At 60.6% G+C, this 2,518-nt stretch carries 4 protein-coding genes; all 4 read left to right on the forward strand.

Annotated features, from left to right (window positions below):
• Positions 1-625: cytochrome-c oxidase, cbb3-type subunit II (ccoO, locus tag EN749_RS33990; protein ID WP_128364819.1), on the forward strand; the 625-nt coding region annotated here is incomplete at its 5' end.
• Between the two features lie 11 nt (positions 626-636).
• The gene (locus EN749_RS33995; protein WP_024502864.1) at positions 637-786 is read left to right on the forward strand and encodes a cbb3-type cytochrome c oxidase subunit 3; all 150 of its coding nucleotides are present in this window, start codon (positions 637-639) and stop codon (positions 784-786) included.
• A gap of 2 nt (positions 787-788) precedes the next feature.
• A complete protein-coding gene (gene ccoP / locus EN749_RS34000) occupies positions 789-1,652 on the forward strand; it encodes a cytochrome-c oxidase, cbb3-type subunit III (protein WP_126057790.1) in 864 nt (287 codons plus the stop codon).
• A 166-nt stretch (positions 1,653-1,818) separates the two neighbouring features.
• The coding region (locus tag EN749_RS34005) for a 4Fe-4S binding protein (RefSeq protein WP_128364820.1) at positions 1,819-2,518 on the forward strand (700 nt) is incomplete at its 3' end.

Genomic DNA, 2,518 nt, shown 5'->3' on the forward strand with positions numbered 1-2,518 from the left:
CTTCTATCTCGACAATACGATCGAGAAGGTGGAAGGCATGCGCCCCTATTCGCCGCTCGAACTTGTCGGGCGCAACATCTATATGCGCGAGGGCTGCTACCTCTGTCATAGCCAGATGATCAGGCCGTTCCGCGACGAAGTTGAGCGCTATGGCCACTACAGCCTAGCTGCCGAGTCCATGTACGATCACCCCTTCCAGTGGGGATCGAAGCGCACCGGGCCGGATCTCGCCAGAGTTGGCGACCGCTACTCGAATGCATGGCATGTCGCGCATCTTACCGACCCGCGCTCGGTGGTGCCGGAATCGATCATGCCGAGCTATGGGTTCCTGAAAGACACGCCGATCGACGTGAAGGATTTCTCAACGCATCTGGTCGCCAACAGGCTTGTAGCCGTCCCTTACACCGATGACATGATCGTCCACGCCAATGCGGATCTGGCGGCGCAGGCCGATCCCAATGCCGACACATCAGGCCTTGAGGCGCGTTACCCAAAAGCCAAGATCGGCGACTTCGACGGCAACCCGCAACAGGTCACCGAAATGGATGCCCTGCTCGCCTACCTGCAGATGCTTGGCACACTGGTCGACTTCAAAAATTACGACGAAGCCGCCGGCTACCGCTGAGGAGAACGCTGATGACCTACAATTTGATGCGGGCGTTTGCCGACAGCTGGGGCCTGGTTGCGATGGCGCTGTTCTTCGTGGGGTGCATCGCCTTTGCCCTACGCCCCGGCAGCCGAAGGCTGGCCGACGAAGCGGCCCGCATTCCGCTCGAGGACGAGTGATCATGAGCGACGAGCATATCGATGAAATCTCTGGCGTCTCGACCACCGGCCACGAATGGGATGGCATCCGGGAGCTGAACAACCCGCTTCCCAGATGGTGGGTTATCACCTTTTACGTCACCATTGTCTGGGCGATAGGCTACACCATCGCCTATCCAGCATGGCCTCTGTTGCACTCGGCGACGAAGGGTGTGCTCGGCTATTCCAGCCGCAACGAGGTCAGGAACGAGCTGACTGCGGCTGAGGCCGCCAAGGGCAAATATATCTCGGCGGTGGAGTCCAAGAGCGTCTCGGAGATCTCCGCGGACGACGGCCTGCGCGAATTCGCAATCGCCGCCGGTGGCGCCGCTTTCAAGGTCAATTGCGTACAATGTCACGGCTCCGGCGCCCAAGGTTCCAAGGGCTTTCCCAATCTCAACGACGACGACTGGCTATGGGGCGGCAAGGCCGAGCAGATCCAGCAGACGATTACGCACGGCATCCGCTTCGCATCCGATCCGGACACGCGCCTGTCGGAAATGCCGGCCTTCGGCGACATCATTACCGCCGACCAGATCGCACAAGTCAGCGCCTACGTGGCCAGCCTTTCCGGCAAGGTCCGCGATGCAAGTCTGATCCAACCCGGCGCCAAGGTCTTTGCCGAGAACTGCGTCGCCTGTCACGGCGACAATGCAAAAGGCAACAGGGAATTCGGCGCCCCCGACCTGACCGATGCGATCTGGCTCTATGGATCCGGTGAGACAGCCATCGCCGCACAGGTCCGTGCGCCAAAACAGGGCGTCATGCCGGCCTGGGTTGGCCGTCTCGGCGAGATCAAGGTCAAGGAACTTGCAGTTTATGTCCATTCGCTTGGCGGCGGAGAATAGGAATGGAAGTCCTATTCTTCGGTCCCCCCTGCCAAGCGGACGAGGCCCGGCGTGAGCCGGGCCTCGACACCATCCCTAATGCGATCTGCACAACCCGGCAAGGCTATCCTACCGCGAGGCTTTACGACAGGTGCCCCTGACATTGGCTGGGAAAGTGGAGTTGCACATGCGTGATAAGACGCAGTTGACACGGCTCGAAACAGAAACTGTCAATTCCGCCAAAACCCGCAAGCCGCTTTATGCCGCGCGTCAAAAGATCTTTCCGAAGCGCGCCTCGGGCAACTTTCGTCGCTTCAAATGGCTGGTGATGACGATCACACTTGGCATCTACTACCTGGCTGCGTGGCTGCCTTGGGCTCGCGGTCCATTTGCCCCGGACCAGGCAGTCCTGCTCGATCTCGCGAACCGGCGCTTCTACTTCTTCTTCATCGAGATATGGCCCCAGGAATTCTTCTATGTGGCCGGCCTCCTGGTCATGGCGGGCGTCGGTCTTTTCCTGATCACCTCGACTGTCGGCCGTGCCTGGTGCGGCTATGCATGCCCTCAGACGGTGTGGGTCGATCTGTTCCTCGTCGTCGAACGTGCGATCGAGGGGGACCGCAACGCCCGCATGAAACTTGACGCAGGTCCCTGGACCGCGCGCAAGCTCATGCTGCGTGTGTCCAAGCACACCATCTGGCTGGTCATAGGGGCGGCGACTGGCGGCGCCTGGATCTTCTACTTTGCCGATGCACCGACGCTGCTCGGCGAGCTCTTCACCGGCACTGCGGCGCCCGTCGCCTACATCACTGTCGCCGTCCTGACGGCTACCACCTACACGTTCGGCGGTCTGATGCGCGAACAGGTCTGCACCTATATGTGCCCGT

This window comes from Mesorhizobium sp. M7A.F.Ca.ET.027.02.1.1 (genome assembly GCF_004022985.1).
In the GTDB taxonomy this organism is placed as follows: Bacteria; Pseudomonadota; Alphaproteobacteria; order Rhizobiales; family Rhizobiaceae; genus Mesorhizobium.

Excerpts from the sequence above, each read along its gene's own strand:
- EN749_RS33995 (WP_024502864.1), top strand. The coding sequence starts at position 637 with ATGACCTACAATTTGATGCGGGCGTTTGCCGACAGCTGGGGCCTGGTT.
- ccoP (WP_126057790.1), top strand. The coding sequence starts at position 789 with ATGAGCGACGAGCATATCGATGAAATCTCTGGCGTCTCGACCACCGGC.